At 60.8% G+C, this 20,777-nt stretch carries 33 protein-coding genes and 1 tRNA gene; 13 read left to right on the top strand and 21 right to left on the bottom strand.

Annotated elements, in window-relative coordinates:
- Positions 1-194: 194 nt before the first annotated feature.
- The 3 genes from AB5K84_RS24810 to AB5K84_RS24820 form a co-directional block, all read right to left on the bottom strand.
- The gene (locus AB5K84_RS24810) at positions 195-470 is read right to left on the bottom strand and encodes a hypothetical protein (protein ID WP_038967128.1); all 276 of its coding nucleotides are present in this window, start codon (positions 468-470) and stop codon (positions 195-197) included.
- Between the two features lie 192 nt (positions 471-662).
- A complete protein-coding gene (locus AB5K84_RS24815) occupies positions 663-800 on the bottom strand; it encodes a hypothetical protein (protein WP_165448157.1) in 138 nt (45 codons plus the stop codon).
- 562 nt (positions 801-1,362) lie between these two features.
- A complete protein-coding gene (locus AB5K84_RS24820) occupies positions 1,363-1,659 on the bottom strand; it encodes an HU family DNA-binding protein (protein ID WP_027542683.1) in 297 nt (98 codons plus the stop codon).
- 338 nt (positions 1,660-1,997) lie between these two features.
- Here AB5K84_RS24820 and AB5K84_RS24825 point away from each other — a divergent pair, with 338 nt between their 5' ends.
- Positions 1,998-2,183, top strand: a complete 186-nt coding sequence (locus tag AB5K84_RS24825; protein WP_027542681.1) for a hypothetical protein — start codon at positions 1,998-2,000, stop codon at positions 2,181-2,183.
- A gap of 202 nt (positions 2,184-2,385) precedes the next feature.
- Entirely contained in the window at positions 2,386-2,688 is a 303-nt protein-coding gene (locus AB5K84_RS24830; RefSeq protein WP_028171323.1) for a hypothetical protein, read from the top strand.
- Positions 2,689-2,791: 103 nt separating this feature from the next.
- Here the strand turns inward: AB5K84_RS24830 and AB5K84_RS24835 are convergent, their stop codons facing one another.
- Entirely contained in the window at positions 2,792-2,995 is a 204-nt protein-coding gene (locus tag AB5K84_RS24835) for a hypothetical protein (RefSeq protein ID WP_028171322.1), read from the bottom strand.
- Between the two features lie 174 nt (positions 2,996-3,169).
- Here AB5K84_RS24835 and pip point away from each other — a divergent pair, with 174 nt between their 5' ends.
- Positions 3,170-4,123 (top strand): prolyl aminopeptidase, encoded by a 954-nt coding sequence (gene pip, locus AB5K84_RS24840; RefSeq protein WP_011087175.1) that lies wholly within the window; start codon positions 3,170-3,172, stop codon positions 4,121-4,123.
- Positions 4,124-4,818: 695 nt separating this feature from the next.
- On the opposite strand, the gene AB5K84_RS24845 is transcribed toward pip, so the two are convergent.
- Together AB5K84_RS24845 and AB5K84_RS24850 are read right to left on the bottom strand one after the other, a co-directional pair.
- Positions 4,819-5,253: a DUF7947 five-stranded beta-barrel domain-containing protein gene (locus AB5K84_RS24845; protein WP_011087173.1), complete on the bottom strand. Its 435-nt coding sequence runs from the start codon at positions 5,251-5,253 to the stop codon at positions 4,819-4,821.
- Positions 5,225-5,701, bottom strand: a complete 477-nt coding sequence (locus tag AB5K84_RS24850; RefSeq protein ID WP_038967125.1) for a DUF7946 domain-containing protein — start codon at positions 5,699-5,701, stop codon at positions 5,225-5,227. Before AB5K84_RS24850 ends, AB5K84_RS24845 begins: the two co-directional genes overlap by 29 nt.
- A 302-nt stretch (positions 5,702-6,003) precedes the next feature.
- Between AB5K84_RS24850 and AB5K84_RS24855 the strand changes: the two genes are divergently transcribed.
- Positions 6,004-6,456 (top strand): VOC family protein, encoded by a 453-nt coding sequence (locus AB5K84_RS24855; RefSeq protein ID WP_011087171.1) that lies wholly within the window; start codon positions 6,004-6,006, stop codon positions 6,454-6,456.
- Between the two features lie 289 nt (positions 6,457-6,745).
- A complete protein-coding gene (locus AB5K84_RS24860) occupies positions 6,746-7,384 on the top strand; it encodes a glutathione S-transferase family protein (protein ID WP_011087170.1) in 639 nt (212 codons plus the stop codon).
- Between the two features lie 134 nt (positions 7,385-7,518).
- On the opposite strand, the gene AB5K84_RS24865 is transcribed toward AB5K84_RS24860, so the two are convergent.
- Genes AB5K84_RS24865 through AB5K84_RS24875 form a run of 3 tightly spaced genes read right to left on the bottom strand, consistent with a single transcriptional unit; the run spans position 7,519 to position 8,250 of the window.
- A complete protein-coding gene (locus AB5K84_RS24865; protein WP_011087169.1) occupies positions 7,519-7,686 on the bottom strand; it encodes a hypothetical protein in 168 nt (55 codons plus the stop codon).
- Between the two features lie 6 nt (positions 7,687-7,692).
- On the bottom strand, positions 7,693-7,938 hold the full coding sequence (locus AB5K84_RS24870) for a porin (protein ID WP_011087168.1): 246 nt from the start codon (positions 7,936-7,938) through the stop codon (positions 7,693-7,695).
- Positions 7,939-7,995: 57 nt separating this feature from the next.
- A complete protein-coding gene (locus AB5K84_RS24875; RefSeq protein ID WP_028171312.1) occupies positions 7,996-8,250 on the bottom strand; it encodes a PilZ domain-containing protein in 255 nt (84 codons plus the stop codon).
- Between the two features lie 225 nt (positions 8,251-8,475).
- On the opposite strand from AB5K84_RS24875, the gene AB5K84_RS24880 reads away from it, so the two are divergent.
- From AB5K84_RS24880 to AB5K84_RS24910, 7 genes are all read left to right on the top strand, one after another.
- Positions 8,476-8,550 (top strand) — tRNA-Glu (locus AB5K84_RS24880).
- 103 nt (positions 8,551-8,653) lie between these two features.
- Positions 8,654-8,782 (top strand): hypothetical protein, encoded by a 129-nt coding sequence (locus tag AB5K84_RS24885; protein WP_441232673.1) that lies wholly within the window; start codon positions 8,654-8,656, stop codon positions 8,780-8,782.
- A gap of 261 nt (positions 8,783-9,043) precedes the next feature.
- On the top strand, positions 9,044-9,520 hold the full coding sequence (locus tag AB5K84_RS24890; RefSeq protein ID WP_404522405.1) for a Panacea domain-containing protein: 477 nt from the start codon (positions 9,044-9,046) through the stop codon (positions 9,518-9,520).
- On the top strand, positions 9,513-9,944 hold the full coding sequence (locus AB5K84_RS24895; RefSeq protein ID WP_404522406.1) for a hypothetical protein: 432 nt from the start codon (positions 9,513-9,515) through the stop codon (positions 9,942-9,944). Before AB5K84_RS24890 ends, AB5K84_RS24895 begins: the two co-directional genes overlap by 8 nt.
- A 153-nt stretch (positions 9,945-10,097) precedes the next feature.
- Positions 10,098-10,379 carry a hypothetical protein gene (locus AB5K84_RS24900; protein WP_441232674.1) on the top strand — a complete coding sequence of 94 codons (282 nt, stop codon included), beginning with the start codon at positions 10,098-10,100 and terminating at the stop codon, positions 10,377-10,379.
- A gap of 207 nt (positions 10,380-10,586) precedes the next feature.
- Entirely contained in the window at positions 10,587-10,766 is a 180-nt protein-coding gene (locus AB5K84_RS24905) for a hypothetical protein (protein ID WP_038967560.1), read from the top strand.
- Positions 10,766-11,059 carry a hypothetical protein gene (locus tag AB5K84_RS24910; protein WP_441232675.1) on the top strand — a complete coding sequence of 98 codons (294 nt, stop codon included), beginning with the start codon at positions 10,766-10,768 and terminating at the stop codon, positions 11,057-11,059. The genes AB5K84_RS24905 and AB5K84_RS24910 overlap by 1 nt, the downstream gene beginning before the upstream one ends.
- Before the next feature lie 892 nt (positions 11,060-11,951).
- On the opposite strand, the gene AB5K84_RS24915 is transcribed toward AB5K84_RS24910, so the two are convergent.
- Positions 11,952-12,245 carry a hypothetical protein gene (locus AB5K84_RS24915; protein ID WP_441232676.1) on the bottom strand — a complete coding sequence of 98 codons (294 nt, stop codon included), beginning with the start codon at positions 12,243-12,245 and terminating at the stop codon, positions 11,952-11,954.
- Positions 12,246-13,016: 771 nt separating this feature from the next.
- Here AB5K84_RS24915 and AB5K84_RS24920 point away from each other — a divergent pair.
- Positions 13,017-13,655, top strand: a complete 639-nt coding sequence (locus AB5K84_RS24920) for a hypothetical protein (protein ID WP_441232677.1) — start codon at positions 13,017-13,019, stop codon at positions 13,653-13,655.
- Between the two features lie 329 nt (positions 13,656-13,984).
- Here AB5K84_RS24920 and AB5K84_RS24925 read toward each other — a convergent pair whose 3' ends face one another.
- The 11 genes from AB5K84_RS24925 to AB5K84_RS24975 form a co-directional block, all read right to left on the bottom strand.
- Positions 13,985-15,778 (bottom strand): hypothetical protein, encoded by a 1,794-nt coding sequence (locus tag AB5K84_RS24925; protein ID WP_441232678.1) that lies wholly within the window; start codon positions 15,776-15,778, stop codon positions 13,985-13,987.
- 196 nt (positions 15,779-15,974) lie between these two features.
- Positions 15,975-17,000: a hypothetical protein gene (locus AB5K84_RS24930; RefSeq protein ID WP_441232679.1), complete on the bottom strand. Its 1,026-nt coding sequence runs from the start codon at positions 16,998-17,000 to the stop codon at positions 15,975-15,977.
- Positions 17,001-17,141: 141 nt separating this feature from the next.
- On the bottom strand, positions 17,142-17,330 hold the full coding sequence (locus tag AB5K84_RS24935) for a hypothetical protein (RefSeq protein ID WP_441232680.1): 189 nt from the start codon (positions 17,328-17,330) through the stop codon (positions 17,142-17,144).
- Between the two features lie 90 nt (positions 17,331-17,420).
- Positions 17,421-17,669, bottom strand: a complete 249-nt coding sequence (locus tag AB5K84_RS24940) for a hypothetical protein (protein WP_441232681.1) — start codon at positions 17,667-17,669, stop codon at positions 17,421-17,423.
- 16 nt (positions 17,670-17,685) lie between these two features.
- Complete coding sequence (locus AB5K84_RS24945) at positions 17,686-18,024, bottom strand: hypothetical protein (RefSeq protein ID WP_441232682.1); 339 nt, start codon at positions 18,022-18,024, stop codon at positions 17,686-17,688.
- Positions 18,021-18,524 (bottom strand): hypothetical protein, encoded by a 504-nt coding sequence (locus tag AB5K84_RS24950; protein WP_441232683.1) that lies wholly within the window; start codon positions 18,522-18,524, stop codon positions 18,021-18,023. Before AB5K84_RS24950 ends, AB5K84_RS24945 begins: the two co-directional genes overlap by 4 nt.
- Positions 18,525-18,822: 298 nt before the next feature.
- Entirely contained in the window at positions 18,823-19,026 is a 204-nt protein-coding gene (locus tag AB5K84_RS24955; protein ID WP_441232684.1) for a hypothetical protein, read from the bottom strand.
- Entirely contained in the window at positions 19,023-19,520 is a 498-nt protein-coding gene (locus AB5K84_RS24960) for a hypothetical protein (protein WP_441232685.1), read from the bottom strand. The genes AB5K84_RS24955 and AB5K84_RS24960 overlap by 4 nt, the downstream gene beginning before the upstream one ends.
- On the bottom strand, positions 19,517-20,014 hold the full coding sequence (locus AB5K84_RS24965; RefSeq protein ID WP_441232686.1) for a hypothetical protein: 498 nt from the start codon (positions 20,012-20,014) through the stop codon (positions 19,517-19,519). Before AB5K84_RS24965 ends, AB5K84_RS24960 begins: the two co-directional genes overlap by 4 nt.
- Positions 20,011-20,172 carry a ribbon-helix-helix domain-containing protein gene (locus AB5K84_RS24970; RefSeq protein WP_441232799.1) on the bottom strand — a complete coding sequence of 54 codons (162 nt, stop codon included), beginning with the start codon at positions 20,170-20,172 and terminating at the stop codon, positions 20,011-20,013. The genes AB5K84_RS24965 and AB5K84_RS24970 overlap by 4 nt, the downstream gene beginning before the upstream one ends.
- Positions 20,108-20,449, bottom strand: a complete 342-nt coding sequence (locus AB5K84_RS24975) for a hypothetical protein (RefSeq protein ID WP_441232802.1) — start codon at positions 20,447-20,449, stop codon at positions 20,108-20,110. The genes AB5K84_RS24970 and AB5K84_RS24975 overlap by 65 nt, the downstream gene beginning before the upstream one ends.
- Positions 20,450-20,777 lie beyond the last annotated feature (328 nt).

Raw genomic sequence — 20,777 nt, forward strand, 5'->3', positions numbered from 1 at the left:
TAGGAGTTGGCGCAGCGCCGTTTGGATCTCGGCCAGCCGCTTGAGGCATCGCGCGATCGCCGAGGCAGGCCCGCCCCTCGCCGACCGTTTTTGTTCCAGCTTCACCTGCATTTCGTTCTCGAAGAACGAATCGGAATCGAAGAAATCGGCGCGGAGCAACTCTTAACGAGTGGTGTCGCGCGCGAAGTTTCTCGTCATGCCGTCTCAGCCGGCATCGATCGCAGCGGCAGCACCTGCGGCACCGATCGTGCGCCGTTGCGCAGTCTCGCGTATGGCCTTGCACTCCTGTCAGACCAAAACACTTTTGCGATCTCGGCGAACATCCCGATCAACCAGCATGCATCCATGTCGCTCTCTCCTCGCTCATCTCCTGCGCGAAAGACGAGAACGGCACTGTGCGAGACTTCACGCTGTCTCGTTCTGACACGCGCGCTCGCATCGACATCGAGGACGCGCAACTTGTTCTGCATCCGACTCCATTTCGTTCTCGAAGAACGAATCGGAGTCGGGAAAATAAGTGAGAATCGATTCCTAACGATCGATGAAACCGCGTGCGCTCACGTCTTCGCCGGCAGACATCTTCGGTGATGAAATATCGAGACCGCCACAACCACGATGGCGATCTCGTGCGCCATCGCGGCCGGCGTCCGCCCGCGCGCGCATCACGCCGCGCGCTTCTCCTTGCCCTTCTCGGAGAAGCATTCGAGAATCTGGATGCGGAGTTCTTCTGCGGCCGGCCCCTCGACCTTCCTGAGCTCGTTCCAGAGTCTGATCACTTCGCGCTGCTTTTCGACGGTCATGAGTCACCTCCCAAAGGATTCCAAAAGATGATGGCTCATAGGAACAAAATGAGAACAAAAAGTCCAGCCCCCTCGCGCGATTTCCCACGCCCATCGTCTTGAACCTTTTGGGCGCCGCAAAGACCCATCGAGGCTGGGGATTTCAGCGCCCAGTCATACGGCAGCGCCGCCTGACGAACATACTCCGTCACGGCGGCGCTGTTGCTTTTTGGATTTTCTACCCCAGGTTTGATCTACGGCTGACGGCAAGGCGCTGAAATCCCATCGCCGTCAGTTTGGAAAGCCCCGCGCGAAAGCGCGGGGTTTTCTCTTTCTCTTCTTCGGAAGGCTGAACCTTTTACTGGGCTGGCGCGTCTCATTCCTGAAGCTTCCCCCAGGCTTCATCCCCATCAGAAAGCCCCGCTCCCCCCAGGCGGGGCTTTCGCTTTTGCGGACATCGCGCCGCCCCCAGAAAAACAACAAGAAAAAAAACAAGACAAAAGCAAAGAGACAAAACAAAGAGCCCCGCTCCGACATCATCGGAACGGGGCTCTGGGCACGCAAGCGGTGCGCGATGGCAGGATCAGACGGCGTCCTTGGCGACCTTCAGGGGCGATGCCTTCACCGACTTGCTCGCGGGCTTGGCCGCAAACTGCATCGGCTCCTTGGTGAAGGGATTGACGCCCATGCGGGCTTCGGTCGCCGGCTTGTTCACGACCGACATCTTCACGAAACCGGGAATGACGAACTCGCCGGACTCGTTGAGCTCCTTGTAGCCGACCGTCGCCATGTACTCGATGACCGACTTCACGTCGTTCTTCGCAAGCTGCGTGCCCTCGGCAATCGCGTCGATCAATTGAGTCTTGGTCATCTTCGCCATGTCAAACGTCCTTCTGAATGGGGTGCGCGCGGGCTGTGGGGTAACCGTGCCGGGCACGCGACAAAGCCGCGCAGCGCGCTTTGTGTTCATGCCAGCGGTCAGGAAGTCACCGGGCTTAGAACCCATCGGGGCCGAAAACGCAAGCCGCAGTTTGACGTCGGTTCCGCCTGTTTCGGCGGGATGACAGCGCTTGCATCGACCCGCGCCGAATCGAATTCAGCAATGTCCATAGAGGGTTCTGCCGGTTCGCCAGCAGGCAGCAGCGATGCCCGTATTAGCCGAAGTCACGAAAGCCCCTAACTGGTTCTCTTTCGAAAGCATTTGTTGCATAGTGCCGCATGGCCAAAACAAAAGTGACGTTTAGAGCGGTCCGGATCGCCGATGGCGACTGGAAGATCCTGGCGGACTACCCCGACCACGAGCAGCGCGAAATCACCGGATTCACCAGCAAGGCGGATGCCGACGACTGGATCAACGGCGATCGCAAGATCGCGTGGCTCCGGTCCCAGGGCTACGCCAAGTGACTTAGCGCAAGTGACTTAACGCAAGTGACGTAGCGCTCCCGCGCGGCAACGGCGTTCACGGGCGGCGGCAAAGCCACCTCATCCAGCCAGCTCAGCAAGACACCTCACCGTGAAACCTGTGGTTCGAGCCGTGTTGTTGACACTTCAGTAACCCAACGCATCCAAGCTCCCCTTGGTATCGTTGCGTTGGAGTATCCCCACAGTGCTGGATTTTCACGAGCTGCGTGAACTCGCGGCCGATGTTCGCGTCTTTGTCGATGTCGCCGAGGACAAGGCCGAGGCGCTCAGGGCCGTCATCGCGGCCTATGATGTCGTGCTGGCGATCTTCCCCTCCGAAGAGGGCATGGGCCTCCACGTCATCAAGGGCAAAGCGATCCTGGACAAGATCGCCAAATCACGCAGCCATGCGACCTACAGCCATACGGCGATCGCGGTCCCTGACCTCGAGCATGCCGAAGTGCTCAAGCTTCTGACGGCGCCCGCCGAGCAGCGGATCGCTGCCTAAGCGCAGACGGCGAGAAATTCAGCGGCGGGCCGCACCAGGCTCGTTCGCCGTTGCTCGGCGCCGAACCGGTCGAAGCCTCGGTTCTCTGGAGCCGAGGGCCTGCCTAGCTCTCGCTGGGCAAGCCATCGCGAACCATCCCGCCGACGGCTCCGCCCAAAATGACGGACACTGTGACGGGCCATACAGCCGCCATCACGATGACAGCTCCAAAGCGAACGTCCCTGTTGGGGCGATCGTAGGAGTCCATGGCCGTGAAAACGAACAGGGCAATCAGGCAACCGATCGCGTATTTCTTCTTCCAGCTCATGTGATGAAGACCTTATGAAGCCGAGCATTGGTCGCGCCGGCTTTTCCGTGGGTTCATCCGCGCCGTCGCGATCCGGTGACAGCGCACTAAATTCGTTCGCCCGATAGATCCGGCCTGCCAAAGCCCGCGATTGCGGCATAGAGAAAGGCTGCCAAAAGGCACCAGGAGAAAGCGATGGCCCAGTTCCAGCCTATCGAGCCGTACGAGACTGGATTGCTGGATGTGGGCGACGGCCACCAGATCTACTGGGAATGTTGCGGCAATCCCGCGGGCAAGCCGGCGCTTTTCCTGCATGGCGGTCCGGGCACGGGCTGCTCTGTTGGTCAGAGACGATTTTTCGATCCTGATGTCTACAGGGCCGTGCTGTTCGATCAGCGTGGCTCCGGTCGCAGCCTTCCGCTCGCAAGTCAGTCGGGTTCGAACCTGGCAAGCAATACCACCGCTCACCTTGTCGCGGACATCGAGAGGCTGCGCGAGCTGCTCGGTGTCGAAAGCTGGATCATCCTGGGCTTGTCCTGGGGAACCACGCTTGGCCTCGCCTACGCACAAGCGCATCCGCGACGCGTGAAAGCGATGGTGCTCGGGTTCGTGACGACGACATCGCGTGCAGAGGTGCAATGGATCACCAAGGATGTCGGGCGCATCTTTCCAAGGGAATGGGAGCGCTTTTCCGAGACTGTCCCCCGGCATCTCCGCGACATGCCGCTCGTCGATGCCTACGCAATCATGCTTGCCGATGCCGACGAGACCGTTCGCGACAGAGCCGCCCGGGCATGGTGCGAGTGGGAGGACGCGCACGTCTCGCTCACCCCGGGACATCGGCCAAATCCCCGATTTGACGACGCGGAGTTTCGACTGCGCTTTGCGCGTCTGGTCACTCACTATTGGCGCCACGCCGCATTTCTCGAGGAGGATCAATTGATCCGCGACGCATCGAGATTGAACGGCATTCCCGGCGCCCTGATCCATGGCCGTTTCGACGTCAGCGGACCGTTGTCCACGGCGTGGCAACTGCACAAGCGATGGACGACCTCCAGGCTGCATATTCTCGAAGACGCCGGCCACGGCGGCGGCAATGAGTTCATGCCTTTGGTCATCAGAACTCTGGATGAGTTCGGGAAGCTGTAGGCGTGTGAGCTGTTACGGCGTGGGACCGCCGGGCGAATGAATTGAGGTACTGTCACCATAGTCCCGCGCCTTGCCCTAGCGACAGGGCGGGCTAGCATTCCCTGCAAACACATCGCGCATTACGGTGACAGTGCACTAAACTGGCAGCGCCCAGCGTCACAGAGAACTGCCTCGCATTGGATGGAGAGTTTGATTGTCGCCGTAATTCCGCAATTGCAGTGATGCTGACCACCGGCTCCAAATCCTTGTGTAAAGCGCGGACGACTACTTGTGGCTTTGTTTGCCACTTCTACTATCGACGCGGTTTAACCGTGGGATTTTCAAAATGAGACTTTGTAAGACGTTGTTGCTCACTTCGCTGGCATTGAGCTTCGCAGGCGCGGCTCAGGCCCGTATCAATTGCCATCACGATCCTGTCTGTCAGGCACAACGTGACGGCACTACCGTTGCAGAAGCCAAACGCAAAGACGGCGCGGCGACTGCATGCCTGCGCGCTGTCGGATATACACAGGAGGATTGGCACGCCTATCGGGTCCCCGCCGGTCCAGCTGGAAAGGTGAGGTCCTGCTTTGCACGGCACGGGCTTCCGACAGACTAAACCTCACGGGAGCTACGGTGACAGTGCAATGAATTTATTCACGGCCACGCCGCTGGTTTCGCGGCGATTAAATGCACTGTCACCGTAATTGCTGGACCTATGCTTTAGCGCGTCGTTTCGGCGCGAGCTTCGCGCCAGTGATGAACAGCCGGTGCAATTTACCGTCCTTCATGGTCGGCTGCGCCACAACGCGGAGGACGGCCCCTTCGTCGAGAGCCTTGGTGTAGACGTTGTGAGGCGCTTCGAGCGTGGCGTCGGCGATCTTGCCAGAGACGATTTTCTTCTGATCCAAAATCTCAATGCGACATGCGCCGTTCGTCTTGAATACACCGTGGATTTTCACGTCATACGTGACCGGCTCGCCTAGCGTGAGTTGATCCGGCGACCGCAACACCTCCGCCGCCGGTTCATCTATGACGATGCCATTGCGTGCGTCACCTATCTGCAAGAGCCGCACGGTTCGCCCGACAGGCTCCGGTATCTGTCGCAACGATGCGCGGTTCTCACGATGAAGTTCGTTGATGATCTTCATTAGCCCGGCCTTGTCGCATCTGACCTCTCAACACCTGTTGCAAGAACTCGGCGTGCGTCATTGCAAGCTCGTGGATTTTATCGACGGCGTTGCTTGTATCTTTCTTCTTGCCGAGCGCCTTCTCGATCACGGCGTCAATGATAAGTTCGGTTAGCTTCTTTCCGACAGTCATCAAGATCGGGGTATAGAGTGGCATCTGGCCGGAGGTGACGACGGCGAAGATTTCTTGAATGAGGCCGTTCTTCTTGCTCGGGCCGACACAAAATCGGATTTGATACGAGCGAGGGTCGTGCGTGATCTCTTCGTGGAATATCTCGTGGCAAATGCTGTTGGCGAGCTTCGTCACACCTATCAGTGATTTGCCGAATTGCTGCGCGTCAACGAGATGCTGATCCGCGAACAGCCCCCGATAGGTCACGGCTATCGCGTCGAAGATTGGCTCTTGCATTCGATATGTCCCCGCCCCGGGGAACAAATGATAGTTGTCGTTTCCGTGCGCGTCTACCACTAGATGACAGACCCGCGGCAGACGGCAGGGCCAGGGATCGCCCCACCGAATTACGGTGACAGTGCATTAGATTCATTTGCCTTCGCCAGCCTGCCACCGCCGCAGCCTTGGTCCGCGCTTGGCCGCCTCTCCCTCACGCACATTTGCCCCGCCCCCTGCCCCTCCTCCCACTTTCCTGCTATCTCCTACCCCCGCCGTCCCGGCCCAAAGCAAAACCCCATCCGTTCAAGGGAGCAACAACCATGCGATACCTTCACACCATGCTGCGCGTGCGCAATCTCGATGTCGCGCTGAAGTTTTACCAGGATGCGCTGGGCTTGAAGGAGGTGCGGCGGATCGAGAACGACAAGGGGCGCTTCACGCTGGTGTTCCTGTGCTCGGCGGACGATCTCGAGGCGCTGAAGAAGCAGCCGCAAACGCGCGGCGCGCCGCTGGTCGAGCTCACCTACAATTGGGACGAGGAGAAGTACGGCGAGGATCGCTTCTTCGGCCATCTCGCCTATGAGGTCGACGACATCTACGCCACTTGCGAGAAGCTGATGAAGGCCGGCGTCACCATCAACCGGCCGCCGCGCGACGGCAACATGGCCTTCGTCCGTTCGCCCGATCTGCACTCGATCGAGCTCTTGCAGAAGGGCGAGCCGAAAGCGCCGCAGGAACCGTGGTCGTCGATGCCGAACACCGGCCACTGGTAGGGCCTTTTCCATAGGAACAAGCCCTCGCCGCGCACGTTCACTCCTCGACAAGATGATTGGAGGAGGACGCAATGGGACGAGGATTGTTGCTGTGGATGCTGGGCGTGCCGATCCCGGTGATCCTTCTGCTGTGGCTGTTCTTCGGCCACTGACGAGCTGGTTCAACCTGCAATGAAAGCTCTGCCCATGGCGGAGCTTTTTGCATGAGGGGCGCGCCGCAAACGCCGTCGTCCGGCACAGGAAATTCCGCTATCACCCGCACAATTGAAAACGCCGCGGGAGAAGCTTCATGCCTGACACCAAGCTGACGATCTGGGGCCGCGCCAACTCGGTCAACGTGCAGAAGGTGCTGTGGTGCCTCACCGAGCTTGGCCTTCGCTACGAGCGCATCGATGCCGGCATGCAATACGGCAAGACCCGCGAGGCCGAGTATCTCGCGATGAACCCGAATGCGCGGATCCCGACGCTGGTCGAGGGCGACTTCGTGCTGTGGGAATCCAATTCGATCATGCGCTATCTCTGCCTCGCGCATGGACGCGGCACGCCGATCTATCCGGACGCGCCCAAGCAGCGAGCTTCGGTCGACCGCTGGCTCGACTGGACACTGTCGACGGTGCAGCCGGTCGACCGCCCCGTGTTCTGGGGCATCGTGCGCACGGCGCCCGCCGAGCGCGACATGATCCAGGTGCAGCGCGATGCCGATGCCGCCGTCGAGGTCTGGGCGATCGCCGATCGCCTGCTCTCGACGCGCCGCTTCATGGAGGGCGACCAGTTCACGCTCGCCGACATCGCTGTTGGATCCTATGCGCGGCGCTGGCTCGGCGTCGAGGGCATCACCCGGCCGGCGCAGCCGAACCTGACGCGCTGGCTCGCCGAGCTCGGCAACCGCCCCGGCTTTGCCCAGTTTGTCGCACCGCCGATGTCGTGAGCCGCTGGCGCGGCGTAAGCTGCGATGAGCACGCGAGGAATCGCCGTTCCGGCGCACGCGGCCGGCGGCATCGCCGCGCTTGACGGCTACTGTGCATGGGGTTGTTTTCGCACTTTTTGTTTTGACGGCCGCGCCTAGAGCCAGCCGCGCTCGACGAGCAGCACGCAGATGATCAGCACCAGCGTCACGACAGCAGTGGCGAGCCGCGCCGGCCAGCTCAGGCCGCGGCCGACCCACCACAGCAGCGCGCAATACATCAGCACGGGGACGACGATATCGAGCCGCAACAGATCCGGCGGCATGCGGCTTTAGCGCCGGACCGCGGCGTCGACGCTGATCGAGCCGCCGATCTTCACGCAGGTGCCGGTGCCTTCGACCATGTGGTAGCCACGGCCATAGGACGCGCATGCGCCCGCCTTTGCCGTCCCGCCAGCGCCCTTCAGCGGCAGGGTCTTGCCCTGCTGCGGCGGCTCGGCAGCCGGAAGGCGCAAGGGCTCTGCCGCGGCTGCGGACGTGGCCAGCAACGAGATCAGGATGAGGAGCTGTGTGCGCATGCGAGCGTTCTAGCCCGGCGAGGTGCGGCGCGCCATCCGGGTCGCACTAGGTGGATGTCAGATGAACTTGATCCCGGCCGACTTGCCGCGGCGCCAGACCACCTGGCAGTTCCGCCCGGTGCGGGCATCGCGCGCGAAGGCCAGCCGGATCACGCCCGGAAGCTGGCTTGCGTCCTCGTCCAGGGTGATCTTGGCGCCCGAGCTCGAGATGTCCTGGACCAGGCAATGCCGCGCCGCGAACCCGCCGTCGAGCGTGATCCAGGCGTGCTGCGACAGCAGCTTGCGGTCTGCGCGCTTCTTGGGCGGTGGCATTGGCGTGAAATCTCCCGCTCCAGCGCTACCTCAGGGAGCCCTAAGAAACCGTTGAAATCGGGTCCGAATCATCCCCTCGCCGGCGCTGTCCACGATTCCAAAAGACCGTTCCCGAACGGCTTGCCCACGGGCCGAAAGGACACTATACGTTCGCCCGCTGCAAGCCGGCGGGCACGACTCGCGCGGCCGCGGCCGTGCCGTCAAAAGCGGCGGGGCTTAGCGTTTGCTCCCTTCGTCTATCGGTTAGGACGCCACCCTTTCACGGTGGAGAGAGCGGTTCGATTCCGCTAGGGAGCGCCATAAAAATCAATCACTTAGCACCATCCTTTGCCGCCGTGTCCAACGACTGTCCAATATACGCGTATGGACAGGCAAGCGGCGCCGGCTAGATGAGCTGCGCCACATGGAGCGCCTTTGCCTGGAATGGGCTGACGACGCGGATCTCTTCCTCGCGCGCGAAGGATTGAGCGCACTGGCGGCGAACTACCGCGCCGCGGCGGACGCGATCGCGAGCTCGTCGATGTCGTGCTGATGCTGCCCCATGCAAGGCATCAGCATCCCGCGAGGCGTGCAGTCGATGTGCTGCTCGCCTAAGATTGGCGCCCCCGTCGCCGTCCCACGCAGGACGGGACCGTGTCACTTACAGCACGCCTTAACTAATTATGACCGAATCAGGGCGAACCTATTGGCGAGTGCCGCGTCTTATTATAGCCAGAAGCAGCGCCTACATCTGTTCTTAGTTCGTTCCCTCCGACCCCCGCGTCCCCGGAGCGTCAAAATCGAGGTGAGCAAATTGGCTTTCAAAATTTATTCGGCAAAGGACATCGCCAAATTTGCCCTCGCGTCGGCCGACGCTGAGGACAATGACATTTCCAATCTTAAGCTTCAGAAGCTTTGCTACTATGCGCAAGGTCTGGTTACGGCGATGCGCGGCGAGAAGCTTTTCAAGGAGCGTGTAGTCGCTTGGGATCACGGGCCTGTCGTTCCGGAAATTTATCATGCCTACAAGGAAAACGGCAGCAGAACGATCCCTGTCGTTAATGACTTTGATCCGTCGATTTTTGACGAGAAAGACAAGCGAGCACTAGACGATATCTTCGAATACTACGGACAGTTCTCGGCTTGGCGCCTTCGCAATATGACCCATGAGGAGAAACCTTGGGTAGATGCTTATAAGGCGGCCCAAGGCGCGGAGATAACCCCCGAAGCAATGGCGGAATTTTTCCGCCCTCAGTTGGAGGCTGAGTACGTCAAAAACATGTATGGGTAAAAAGAAGTTCATACAGCAGCACGGCATTAAAGCCCCGTTTTTGAAGGCGGGCGTCCAGGATTCTCCACCGCGAATAGACGAGATGCCACCTGCGTTCTCATTTGAAAAAATGCAGGACGGCTCCGGTAACTCATTTAATTGCTGCGGTGATGATGATCGTTTGGCATTGGCAAAGCGCATCTTCATGCTAAGCCGCATGCCGTGGAGAGATATTAGGCAAGCTCCCGCCAGCGGTCTCGGCGCCGAGCAAATCCCGAAGTACCGCATTAAGCGTGCCATCCCCAATTCTGTAACTGAAGAGGTGGAAGCCTTCACCGCGCTGCATTTTGTGGGGAAAAAGCGCTTCCTCGGTTATCGAGTGGGACAGATATTTCATATCCTTTGGGTGGATCATAACTTCGAGACTTATAACCACGGTTCATAGTTTCCTCCGTCGATTGCTCCGCACCAGACCAGTCTGACGCGTAATTTTTACAGAGCACTTACGCACACCCACGACGCGCAGTATCTCGCGCGCGCTCTGACCCACCAGTAATCGACAATTTGACTCTGGCCTGCGCCGCGCTTCGATGGCGGCATGCCTCGCCCTGTCCGACGCCAAACGCCCGCGCACGTTGACGGCCGCCCCGTCAAGATCACCTTCGGCGAGATGCGCGAAATGGGTCTGCGTGGCGTCCTGGTCTATTGCCATTGCGGCCATCACGTTGCTCTGAGTGCTGATCGCTGGCCGGACGATGTTCGACTATCTGACGTCGAGCCGCGCTTCGTCTGTGCCGGGTGCGGCCACCGCGGAGCTGAGGTCAGGCCAGATTTCGAGAGCGGTATGCCGCCGCAGTTCGCGAGCTCGAACGCTCGCTAGCCGAGCGCCGGGCATGACCGGCGAGGCCGTAGCGGGAAAAACGGCCCCGGCCGTGGGGTTTCGTGGTGGGCGTTGAGGCCGGGGCCGTGGGGTGCTTGGACCTTGGGGAAGCTCAAGCAGGTCCGAGCTTACTCACAGCTCGGAGCACCGTTCTGTTCGTTTCCCAACATTGGCAGTAGTGTTCCGGACAGGAACGGAGTAGCTGCAATGAAGGACATGCAGGCTCAGTTGGAAAGGCTCCGCACAGATGCCGCCGAGTGTGCCCTCATCCGCGACCTGGCGACTGACCCGAAGAAACGAGAGCTTTTTAGGAAGCTGGCCGATCACCTGACCGTTCTCGCCTCAGAAGTTGAACACGCAATCGCGGACAGCGTGAAGCAGACCTGATGAAGGCGGGCTGGGGGCGGCCTTTCGAGGAGCCGATCGAGGTCGACGGTCGCAGCCTAGCCACGCTGCGCGAGGCCGGCGAGTACATCGCGGCGCTGCCGAAGAGAGAGCATGACGCGCCCGAATGGCGCGCAGCGATGGAAGCCTTGCTCCTGGTGGTCGAGCGAGGCGGTCCGACGATGTTCGCTCGTATCGGGGTCATGCGGGCGCTGAACAGACATTACGTCCCGGAGCTCAATCCCAAGGGCAAAGAACCGCATTGGGGACGACGCAAGCTGAAGCGGGAATTGTAAACGGCCCCAATACGGGGCCGCCAACCCGCCTTGCGGGTTTTCCTCCAGCAGTGGGGGGGCTACCTTTCGGCTGGGGGCGCTAGCAAACGCGCCGCCAAGGCCGATTGTTCCTTTGTGTGCTGGCCAACTGGAGCGGCCTCAAAGCTTGAACAATAAGATTGCCACGAGGACCACGGGGGCGAGCCCGAGCACCCAAACGAAAAACCGAAAACCCCATCCTTCACGCATCATCTTAGCGTATCCGGGATTTTTTCCCTTGCCATGTGCAGTTTGTGCCAAGGCCCGTTGGGAAAGCGGCTCGAAACCGGAAAAGCCGCAGGTGGTTCCAGCCCCCACTGCGGCCATCCCGGGCAAAGTAGAAATCGGTACTTAAATCGCCGGTGTTCTTTCAATAAAACACCTCGTTCCAAAAATGGATTCCGTAAAAATACGGGCGCGCGATGTTCTTCGCATTGTCGGATTTTGGTCGCTGAGGCCCGCCAGCGTGAAGCGGCGGGCCGCCTTTTATGTTCACTGCGCGGGTGGCTTTTTCGCAGAAGTCGGCGGCTTCGCTGTGCCGCTTTTCGGGGCATCGTAATGCGCTGTGTTACGTCCCCCCCAGCCCCCAGCCTTGCCATCCATTTTGCTAGCCGATGCTGGCGATGTCATGACCCCGGCGGCGATCACGATGCCTCCGAATGCGAGAATTACGAACAGGGCGATAGCTCTCACGATCGACATTTGCTGCTCCCACTGAAAGCGCGTAGCTGGGACAGCCTATTCCACATCAACTTCGTTCGTGAGCCCTCCAGCATGAGTACTCAGTTTGAGACAAGTCGCCGCCGGGCTCGAATGCAGTGTCCCGGCGGCGTATCTTTTAGGGACTAGCGGCACAACCGCCGGCGGTGCGTCATCAGCCGCTGCCGGTCGCGCCTTCGGTGGACCCGACCCGCCAGTCGCCGTCGTCGTACTTCATCTCGAACCGAAGAAGCATCTCTCGAAGATGGTAGACGGCAAACAGGGCTAGGTTTCGCTTCTCACAGAGCGGCGGCTCGCCGTCTGCATCGTGCGCGAGATCTGCCGCGATCCGACCCATGTTGACCAAATCGCGCAGGTCGCCTTCCAAGTGATGGTAGGCACCGGCGTCCATGCGGTCACGTTCGGCCTTCGCAACGTCGGGCTGGGGAAATCGAATGGCGCTGCTCATTGTCCCATACTCCCGCTTTGCTTCACGGCGAGCTCGAATAGCTCCCCGAGAAGGAGGCGGGCGGCTTCCACGCCCTTCCAAAGTATGGCGCCCTCGTCGAGGAATGGATCGGTCCGCAGGGCCTCGCCTCTCCGGATCTTCCCGGCGATCGTCACCGCGTGAGACACGCTGTGGCAGGGATGCCGGAGCGGATTGCGTTTGCGCGAGGCGGCTTGTCGCCCGGTCGGCTGGTAACACCCAGGCTCAAACTTGCGCCCCGGGAACGTGAGGACGTTGGATGGGCTTGGAACGGGCCCAGGAGAGTCGCTGGCGCGTTTTCCCGTTTTCCGCTGTCCTACAGCGGCATGGGATGAAAACGAATCCACGGACTCCGCTCGTGGCGGAAACATGGGTCTATCGATGGTCATGGTGGTTGCTTTCGGTTTGGCTTCTCACAGCCTGCGCCCTGTAACGAACTGGGCAGCCGGGGGGTGAGAACCTGCCGAAAGACAGGTCGGCAGCGCTTTTAAGCCTCGCGGCTCTGGACATGGCGCACCGCCCCCGGCATAAAAGCCAGATCGGCGCGCCCGCCAAGGCGCTCCATAGCGCCTAGCAAGCCCGCCAAGGCTCACTGCGCTTTCGGCAGCAATCGACGCCAAATCGATCGCCAGCCTATTTCGGTCCGGGTTCTCACACCCACGGACACTGCATCACTGATTTGGTTAAAAATCCATCCCCTTTCGGGGCGCTTCGATTCTAAGGTACGCTCCCGGTCGGGCGGGGAGAGCCGGGATGTTGGAATTCCTAGAGAAGAATGCGGCACTGATCGCCGCCAACCCATTCGTATTCCTAGCCTTGGCAGCAATCGTCGCGGTTTCGGTTTGGACCGCTGCCTCGACTTACTATTCGGGTCAGGTTGCTACAGCAAAAGGGGAAGCTACGCTCGCCGAAAAGCAGCGCGACGACTTCAAGAACAAGTTGGCGGTGTCCACTCCTGACGAAGCCAAGAGCAAAGTCGATCGCCTCGAAGGGGAGCTCGCTGGGCTCAACCGAATAATATCGGTTACGGTAGGTTTTTCGTGGAAACCCCTCACAGATCAGCAAATCTCCGATCTAGCGCAACGTCTCTCTCAAATTCCGAAGCACAGAGTGCAGATCATGTACCTGAATCAGCTCGGCAAAGATTTGGCGCAATCGTTCTATCGGGCATTTCAAAAGGCTCAGTGGGAAGGCGCTACGCTCTCTGATGGCGGCGGATCTCATCTCGGGATCATATCCGGCCCAGGAGCCGTCAAAGCTGGCACCTTGAAGGTCGCGATCGAGGCTTCCACTCCCTATAAGATCGATGTCGACAAGCCAACGCAGCCTGAGCTTGGAGACCTCGTGTACCTATTTGTCGGAACCAACACCACAAAGGATGCAGTGCAGTAAACAGCGGGCAAAGGAAGCGCAAATGGTAGAGCCCAAGATCATGTACGATTGCTTCATATGTGAGCGAGCGTTTCAGTTCGGACCCCATGTTTACGACGGTAAGCCGGTTCAAGCATGGGGTGGCGTAATGATTTGTCGGCGCTGCAGAGACAGCAACTGGGACGGGATCGTACCTCGCCCAGAGTTGACGAAAAAGTTCCAGGAAAAGGGCATCGCGGTCGAATACAACGCCAAAGGCTGGATCCCTATCCCGCCGTAGATGCACAGCGGTAAAATGGCAGGGGACGTCTGATGAACCTCCAGCCCGTTCGCCGGTAGTCATCGGTCGCTCAGTACGTCGTGTCGGATACGACCGGCAGCGTGGCGGCACAGCTGGCGCCATTGAGGACGTTGCAGGTCGCGCCGTTGCCGGTGGTCATTTCGACCTTCAGCTGGCCCGTGGCCGAGCCGGCAATGCGATTGACGACGTTGGTGACGGTGGCGTTGCCGACCATGCCTTCGACCTTGGTCATCGTGGCATTGCCGCCGGCTGCGACGTTGACGATAACGCAGTCATGGATGTTCTCGCAGTGGACATCGACATAGCGATGCACGTTGCCGGCGTTGGTGTTGACTTGAATACCGGCGCCGGTCCACGGCGAACCGCCAGAGCTGAACCACGTGCCATTGTCGATCACGTTGTTGGAGGCGGCCGCGAGTGCTACGCAGGGCGAAGGCGAGACGGCGGAATTGGGGATAAAGTAGCTACCGTGGATAGCGAATATGCTCGGGCCGCCATAACCTGTCTGCGTCAGCACGCAGTAGCGGTACACCGGATAGACCGACACGTTTTTAAGAGCGTCGGGCGCTTGGGCGCTATTGGAGTAAACCATCGCGGCGCCGCCGCCGCTCCCAGAATTGGCTCCGAAGAGAGTTAAATTTTCGAGGCCGAGAAAGAACGCGGTCTGATGGTTCTGCGGGTCCCCGAGCGTTATGAAATTGGTCGCGGAGGAGTCCGCGTCGCACTGTTTAAGTTCGCTCCCGCCGTTGCTTTGCCCCATCAAAACTACGTTGGTCGGGACGATTAGACCATTGCAGACCTTGGAGGCGCCTTGCGGAATAATAACCGTTCGCCCCTGATAGCCTCCGGCATCCGGGGATCCGACCCTATAACCGGCATAGCGCAAAGCATTCTGGATGGCGCCCTGATCGTCCGTCGCAGCAGCGTCGCCGCCGGCGGCCGTATAATCCTGCTTGGCGCCAAATTGCCGAATGTTGACGTAGTTGCCGGCGCTTGGAACGATCTGGAAATGGGTTCCGACCGCATCGGTAAAGCTGGCAATGGTAGAGGTTACGCCGAGAACCCTGATCGTCGGCGCTGTGACGCAACCCGTTATGCCGCCGACCGTGAGCACGTCATTGACGGTATAGGCGTTGCCGCCCGTTCCCGTTGTCGAGAACGACGACATGACGTTGCCCGCGATCGTGACGTTTCCTTGCAGGCCACTGCCGGTCCCCCCCGTTGGGAAAATCCCAAAGTACGTGCCATTCGTGCAGCCAGAGCCCGCATTGACGATCGAAATTGAATTGACTTGGCTGTCGATGAACGGCGCGCTGCCGACGTTCTTGAAGGTGGCGCCGCCGCCATCGCCGGCCGCCGCATATCCGACTGTCACAAGACCGGGGAAAGACGCCAGATTGAGCGTCTGAGCGAGTGTCCTGGATGCCACGATCGGCGATGCAGCGGACGTGCTGGTCGCGCAGGTCGGGCAACTGACCACACCGGTGACAGCGTCGAGCAAGATCGGCGACGTCGCTGACGTCGGGACGGTGCCTGATTGCGTCGGCCATTTGATCGTCGGTGTGCCGGCGACGGCCTGCGCGCTGACGGTCGCCTGGCCGCTCGTCGAGCCCTTGTAGATCACCGAGTTCGTGTTGACGGTCGGGATCGTCAGGCTCGATTGCAGCATGGCTGCGATGAGCGTGCTGAATGGGATCGCTTGTGCCGGACCGGTGCCGTTGGCGCTGCGGCCAACTACGGTGCTTGGCGGCAGTGTGAAGTTGGGGATCTGCGCCAGAGCTGGCGAAATCGACGCGACGAAAGCAGCCGCGAGGGCAAGGCGACCAGTGAAGCTGGCGAACATCCGAGTGGCCTTCCGAGGGCCCGTTCCGCGCAGACGCGGAAGGAGGGCTCGGCCCCACTCGCTGAGGCCTGCGGAAGACGTTCACGCCGATGTCCAAAGGCGGGGCCAGTTACGGAAAGCCCAATCCGAAACGCGCTTAAAGTGCGCACTACCTACTCGATGACTCGGCCTTAAGCAGAGCCGCAACGCACCCCGGTCAGGTGGGATAAGAACAACCGCCTTTGATGGCAAAGGTGGTCCCGGCGTTCGCCGCGGTCAGATTGGCAAATCCTGTCGCGCCAGTCTGCGGGATCACCTCTAGGATAATGGTGCTGCTGCTCGGCACGCCAGATACCCAGCCGATCGACAGCACGCCAGAATATCCCGTGATGTTGCAGGTTCCGAAGCCGCTGCCTCCGGCCGCGATTGGCAGGCCGGCGATGCTGACGTTGCCGGTCGGAGAGCCGGTCCAGCCCGAGAGCTGGATGTTGAAGAACACGTTGACCGTGTTGCCGACCTTTTCATAGACGCCGTTGTTGGTCGAGTAAGCCGGCGTGCCGACCGTTCCACTCGTGGTGATCGTCGGCGTCCATGCGGTCGAGCTGCCGGTCGTGGTGGCGATTCCGCCGTTGGCGTTGGCGGCATTGGCGAGTGCGGTCGCGACGTTCGTGCCCGGCGTGGTCGAGCACAGCGCGGTGCCGTTCGAAAGATCAGCGCAGGCCGCCTGCGAAACCACGCCAGCGCCGTTGCCCTTCAGGGCACCGGTGATGGTGCCAGCTCCACCGCGCGCGGCCGCGACGGTCCCGGACCCAAGGTTCGAGGCGTTCAGTGCGGTCAGGTTTGTGCCGACGCCAGCCGACGGCGTTCCGATGTCACCCCCTTGGAAATAGGCGAGTCCCGTTCCAGTCTCGTCAGTCAGGGCGGCACGGAGATTGGCGCTCGACGGGCTGACAAGAAGGTTCGCAACTCCGGAACCGAATCCGCTGATGTCGTTGACGGTGGGCTGGGTGCACCCCAGAATGCCCAGGGATGACAGGCTGTTGAACCAATTGCTGGACGGGCATGTGGTCGCGATCGGCAGGGTCATGTTTGCCCGAAGCTGCGCCATCGACACGGCGACGGCGTTGCCGCTAAAGGACGTCATATTGCCGATGACAGTCTGCGGCGGCAGGGTGATGCCTGGAATGACCTGCTGCTGGGCAGCGGCTGGGGTTATCCCAGTCATCGGCAGCAGCGCCAGCAAAGGTGCCAATTTCTTGAGATAGCGAGAGGACATCGGACCGACCTTGAGGCGCGGCTCGAGCCGGTCGAGCGCCGAAGGTCGTTAACGACGTGTCCAAGTCGGAGCTGTTTGACGGAGACAGCTCAATCCGAAACGCGCGGCCTATTCGATCGGCAACGATGCTGCCGACAACAAACGCGAATACTGCACGTCATTAAGCCCAGCGAGTTGCCGCAGCGTCTTCGCGACGTCGCGCCATGCGTCGTTCTGCGCCTTCAGCTCGCGCGCCTTCGCGCGGACCATCTTGATCTCGCGCTTCAGTCCGATGATTGCCGCCTCTCTGTCGCTCATTCCTACCTGCAAAACTGTGGCCGGGATTTCTCCCCGCAGTCCCGGCCTTTCCGCGGATGAAACAGGGATCCTGCAATCCCTTTGGAGCTCTCAAACCCAACTGCCGGTTAATTCGTGCAGCGTTTGCCTTGGACCATCCAAACCGTTCGCCGCCGCACTGGCGATGACCGCGCGAAGATGCGCAGCGTCGGCCGCTTTGACTGCCGCATCATATGCGGGCCACGCCGCGGGTGTGTTGTTGTAGGCGGCGCGGGCCGCTCCGAGCGCGGCTTGGCGCGTGCTTTCCGATGCAATCACGTTGGCCTTGTGAGCCGCCTCTTGCGTAGGTGTGGTGCCCATTTCGATCTTCTCCTATTTAGGCATCGTGAAATTGGTGGGTGCGTTTGAACGCAGCGTCATAGGCCCGCTGCAAACTTGGATTGAGCGCAGCGAAAATCTCGAATTTCTGCGCGTAAATATCGAGAGCAGAAGGCCTTCCCCTATAACCAAGCTTCGCCGCTTCCCTCGATAACTGATACCCGCGCTCGTCCATCGGATCGACCATAGCGATGACCTCTGGCGTCACCCACATGTCAGTCATCCGGTCCAAGTGCTGCAAGAATTCGAGCCGCATATTGTTTGGCATTTCTCCAGCGAGAGCGCGCTTCGCCAGGCTTGCCAAAACCAGGGTGTACCGATGGCCGCAAGTCATCATTCGGTCGCCTCGTGTTCGATGACTTTCGGCTGCGGCAACGCGACCATAAATTTCGTCGACAACTCTTCGATCCGATCCATCACGCGAGCCGCATCGCCCGAAGAAATCTTCACCTCTCCCTCGACCTTCAGCACGGCCGTTGACTGTATCGGCGTCACGCGGTCCATGATGATGCCGAGCGCGCGGCCGTGGTCCTTGTGCCCTGGATCCTCGAGCAACTTCCTGAGTGCGCGGACTGCCGGGGGCCCGAGCGTCGTCAAATACGATGCGGACACCTCCGAGATTGCGGCTTGAACCTTCGGATCGGTGGATAGCTGATGCCCGATCTGCGATAGCGACTTGCGCGAGCTCGTCGGCGTGCCGTAGCCCGCTGCTTTTGCGGCGAACGTGCGCGAGCCGTGCGACCTGGGCGCCAGAAAGAGCGCGTGCACAAACCGCTTCTGCCGCTCGTTCAGAGCGGCCATCGCGGGCCCTTCCTGTGCAACGACGTTCGTATCCACCTTCAACCGCTCCAAATCGCAAATCGAGAGTGAGTTCTCCCGTTGGCACACGCGGCTGTTTTCCGCGTCCTGCCTTGATGTCGTCCCGGGCTTGTCCTTGCGGGGCCCCGATGTTCCGGCCTTGCCCTTACGGGGACCAGTACGCCTTGCTGTGGCCGTATCCGCCTGAGCGGGGACCGGAGGTGTCAGCCGTGTCCGTTTCCGGGGGCTGTCTGCGTACTCGGCTTTGCCCTTGCGGGAGCCGTACTCACCCGAACCGGCCGTGTCCTTGCGGAGGCCGGGACGCGGGCTTGCCGAATTACTGCGCGCCGGGCACGGACATCATGCCGTAGTCGATCGCGAGCGCCTGGCCGGCCGGGCTGAAGCCCGCGGACTTGGCCTGCTGCAACCGCTTGCGCCGGATCTCGTCGGTCTCGTCGGCGACTTGCTGCTGCAAACCGGTGCCGCCGTAGCTGTTGCTCAAGAGGTTGAGAGCCATGCCTGCCGGCGTCGACGGGGTCATGCCTGCTGCTCCTGCTTCACGTCGCTGGCCAAGACGATGTTCAAAAGCATCATTTGCTGTTTTGCCTCCGCGTCCCCCGCGAGCCACTTCTTGGACCAATCCGGGTTGCCCATCAGCTTCGATTTGACCTTCTCCGCCGTGGCGCGCTCCTCGGCCGATACCGGCCCGCCGGACAGAACCTGCTTGATGACGTCGCTTTCAATGCCGGCCTCGCGCAGCATCCCGGCGGTGCCCATCATGGTGATGTGATCGGCATTGTTGACCGGCAGATATTTTCCCTCCATCGCGAGGGTGACCTGGTCGGCGTCGGTCTTCTTCGCCGCGACCTCGGACAGCTTCTGATATTCCGCGACCTGCGGGCCGCCTTTCAAGAAACCATCCGCCCAGGATTTATCCGCCATGCGTGCGGCGAGCGCCGTGGCCGCCTCGCCCGGATCGGATGGAATCTCGGTAGTCGTCGGGACCGTCGGCGCGATGATGGTGGTGTCGGTCATGCGGCGTCCTCTTGCTCATAGCCGGCGATCTTGAGGTGCGCCGCGGCCGTTTGAAAAAGCTTCCTGCTCACGGGATCACCCTGGCGACGCGGACCAACGCCGCCAACCGTGACCGGATGCGCGCATTGCTCGCCGCGCGTGATGACGCAGCCGTGCGCCTCGCTGCACATGCCACAGCACGCCTTTTTCGTGATGCCTTCCGTCGCCGCGACGGGGTCGGCCTCGACCTGCAGCCGCCACTCAGCAACGGCCTCGCGGTCCAGACGCTGCGCGAGCTCGTGTGCGAGGCCATTGGCTTCCACGGCGGCCTCGAGCGCGCGGATGTCAGAGACGAGCGCCACAAGCCTCTCACGGGCCCCAGGAGCGCCCTCGGTGGCCGCCAGCACGCGTTCGGCAAGCAAAAGCTTGAGGTCCGCCAGTTCGCGCTCAAGGGCCGGAAGGCGCCTGATCACCGCTGGCGCCCGCGGCGCCGCCGGAGTACGGGGCAAACTCATGCCGCAGTCCTCTCCGCGCTCGCGCGCTTCGAAAAGGCTTCTTGCAGCAAGAAGCGCACCATGCCCGACAATGAGCGATCGGTCGCCTTGGCCTCAGCTTCGAGCTTCTGGCGAAGATCTTCCGGCACCCTGACCGGAATTGAGTGTACGTCGCTCATCACCGCTCCTTTCGTTGGAAGGATAATCGCTGCGTTCGTTCGTTTCACAAACGCCCATTTGGGCGTCATCAACCATCAGCAACGCGAGCTGAAGCGCGGCGCAGAGCTTCTCGATCGTCACGGCCGTCGGACGGCGATCACCGCACGCCAGCTTGCTGAAATAGCCTTCGCCGAGATGCGCGCGATCATCGACCTCGCGATGGCTCAACCCAAGAACCCTGGCTCGCTCCACAAACATCTCGACGATGCCGGCTGCCGTGCGGATCGGTTCAGTCATGCGACACACTCGCGATGACACGAAACGACACGGTGGATTTGGGAGAGAAGGCCGCGAAAAACAGCGACAACCTCGAAGTATACACCGGTTGTTGTCGTCTGGGGGTAGGCACCCACACCCCCGGTCTTCTTGGGACCAAAGCCAGGCCTTTCGGCGAGTTCAGCCGCTTCGCCAGCGTCGTCGCGGGCGCTTCAATTGCCAGACGCACTACGTTACGCGCGTATTTATAGTCCCCTCCTCCAGCGATTGCCGGCCGAGTGCGACGTATATTGGCCGTGCGTTGGACATGGCATGGCGACGATATTGCATTTGCAGCCCTTTTGGATTC

The organism is Bradyrhizobium sp. 1200_D9_N1_1 (genome assembly GCF_052075915.1).
GTDB classification, from domain to species: Bacteria; Pseudomonadota; Alphaproteobacteria; order Rhizobiales; family Xanthobacteraceae; genus Bradyrhizobium; species Bradyrhizobium diazoefficiens.

Excerpts from the sequence above, each read along its gene's own strand:
- AB5K84_RS24870 (WP_011087168.1), bottom strand. The coding sequence starts at position 7,938 with ATGCGCACACAGCTCCTCATCCTGATCTCGTTGCTGGCCACGTCCGCA.
- AB5K84_RS24925 (WP_441232678.1), bottom strand. The coding sequence starts at position 15,778 with ATGTTCGCCAGCTTCACTGGTCGCCTTGCCCTCGCGGCTGCTTTCGTC.
- AB5K84_RS24920 (WP_441232677.1), top strand. The coding sequence starts at position 13,017 with ATGTTGGAATTCCTAGAGAAGAATGCGGCACTGATCGCCGCCAACCCA.
- AB5K84_RS24820 (WP_027542683.1), bottom strand. The coding sequence starts at position 1,659 with ATGGCGAAGATGACCAAGACTCAATTGATCGACGCGATTGCCGAGGGC.
- AB5K84_RS24810 (WP_038967128.1), bottom strand. The coding sequence starts at position 470 with ATGCAGAACAAGTTGCGCGTCCTCGATGTCGATGCGAGCGCGCGTGTC.
- AB5K84_RS24860 (WP_011087170.1), top strand. The coding sequence starts at position 6,746 with ATGCCTGACACCAAGCTGACGATCTGGGGCCGCGCCAACTCGGTCAAC.
- AB5K84_RS24945 (WP_441232682.1), bottom strand. The coding sequence starts at position 18,024 with ATGATGACTTGCGGCCATCGGTACACCCTGGTTTTGGCAAGCCTGGCG.
- AB5K84_RS24955 (WP_441232684.1), bottom strand. The coding sequence starts at position 19,026 with ATGACCCCGTCGACGCCGGCAGGCATGGCTCTCAACCTCTTGAGCAAC.
- AB5K84_RS24815 (WP_165448157.1), bottom strand. The coding sequence starts at position 800 with ATGACCGTCGAAAAGCAGCGCGAAGTGATCAGACTCTGGAACGAGCTC.
- AB5K84_RS24895 (WP_404522406.1), top strand. The coding sequence starts at position 9,513 with ATGGGTAAAAAGAAGTTCATACAGCAGCACGGCATTAAAGCCCCGTTT.
- AB5K84_RS24885 (WP_441232673.1), top strand. The coding sequence starts at position 8,654 with ATGGAGCGCCTTTGCCTGGAATGGGCTGACGACGCGGATCTCTTCCTC.
- AB5K84_RS24960 (WP_441232685.1), bottom strand. The coding sequence starts at position 19,520 with ATGACCGACACCACCATCATCGCGCCGACGGTCCCGACGACTACCGAG.
- AB5K84_RS24865 (WP_011087169.1), bottom strand. The coding sequence starts at position 7,686 with ATGCCGCCGGATCTGTTGCGGCTCGATATCGTCGTCCCCGTGCTGATG.
- AB5K84_RS24935 (WP_441232680.1), bottom strand. The coding sequence starts at position 17,330 with ATGAGCGACAGAGAGGCGGCAATCATCGGACTGAAGCGCGAGATCAAG.
- AB5K84_RS24850 (WP_038967125.1), bottom strand. The coding sequence starts at position 5,701 with ATGCAAGAGCCAATCTTCGACGCGATAGCCGTGACCTATCGGGGGCTG.
- AB5K84_RS24910 (WP_441232675.1), top strand. The coding sequence starts at position 10,766 with ATGAAGGCGGGCTGGGGGCGGCCTTTCGAGGAGCCGATCGAGGTCGAC.
- AB5K84_RS24845 (WP_011087173.1), bottom strand. The coding sequence starts at position 5,253 with ATGAAGATCATCAACGAACTTCATCGTGAGAACCGCGCATCGTTGCGA.
- pip (WP_011087175.1), top strand. The coding sequence starts at position 3,170 with ATGGCCCAGTTCCAGCCTATCGAGCCGTACGAGACTGGATTGCTGGAT.
- AB5K84_RS24855 (WP_011087171.1), top strand. The coding sequence starts at position 6,004 with ATGCGATACCTTCACACCATGCTGCGCGTGCGCAATCTCGATGTCGCG.
- AB5K84_RS24900 (WP_441232674.1), top strand. The coding sequence starts at position 10,098 with ATGCCTCGCCCTGTCCGACGCCAAACGCCCGCGCACGTTGACGGCCGC.
- AB5K84_RS24970 (WP_441232799.1), bottom strand. The coding sequence starts at position 20,172 with ATGAGCGACGTACACTCAATTCCGGTCAGGGTGCCGGAAGATCTTCGC.
- AB5K84_RS24825 (WP_027542681.1), top strand. The coding sequence starts at position 1,998 with ATGGCCAAAACAAAAGTGACGTTTAGAGCGGTCCGGATCGCCGATGGC.
- AB5K84_RS24940 (WP_441232681.1), bottom strand. The coding sequence starts at position 17,669 with ATGGGCACCACACCTACGCAAGAGGCGGCTCACAAGGCCAACGTGATT.
- AB5K84_RS24965 (WP_441232686.1), bottom strand. The coding sequence starts at position 20,014 with ATGAGTTTGCCCCGTACTCCGGCGGCGCCGCGGGCGCCAGCGGTGATC.
- AB5K84_RS24875 (WP_028171312.1), bottom strand. The coding sequence starts at position 8,250 with ATGCCACCGCCCAAGAAGCGCGCAGACCGCAAGCTGCTGTCGCAGCAC.
- AB5K84_RS24835 (WP_028171322.1), bottom strand. The coding sequence starts at position 2,995 with ATGAGCTGGAAGAAGAAATACGCGATCGGTTGCCTGATTGCCCTGTTC.
- AB5K84_RS24915 (WP_441232676.1), bottom strand. The coding sequence starts at position 12,245 with ATGAGCAGCGCCATTCGATTTCCCCAGCCCGACGTTGCGAAGGCCGAA.
- AB5K84_RS24975 (WP_441232802.1), bottom strand. The coding sequence starts at position 20,449 with ATGACTGAACCGATCCGCACGGCAGCCGGCATCGTCGAGATGTTTGTG.
- AB5K84_RS24905 (WP_038967560.1), top strand. The coding sequence starts at position 10,587 with ATGAAGGACATGCAGGCTCAGTTGGAAAGGCTCCGCACAGATGCCGCC.